This window comes from Pseudomonas sp. 3A(2025), from assembly GCF_054589175.1.
Window position 1 is genome coordinate 1 of record NZ_BAAILM010000073.1, and the last position, 249, is coordinate 249.

A 249-nucleotide genomic window follows, 5' to 3' on the forward strand; every position below is an offset into this window, starting at 1 on the left:
AGGCGCTCCTGCGGATACTCAGGGTCCAGCGGCACATAGGCGCCACCGGCCTTGAGAATCGCCAGCAGCCCCACCACCATCTCCAGGCTGCGCTCCACCGCAATGCCCACCAGCACATCGGGGCTGACACCCAGCTCACGCAGCTTGTGCGCCAGGCGATTGGCCTGCTGATTGAGTTCGGTGTAGCTCAACGATTGCCCGCCAAATACCAGGGCTGTGGCCTGTGGCGTCTTCCAAACCTGCTGCTCG

At 63.9% G+C, this 249-nt stretch carries 1 protein-coding gene; it reads right to left on the reverse strand.

Annotation, left to right across the window (positions count from 1 at the left end; all coding sequences use genetic code 11):
• Positions 1-249: AMP-binding protein (locus ACYP2A_RS22250; RefSeq protein ID WP_459748110.1), on the reverse strand; the 249-nt coding region annotated here is incomplete at both ends.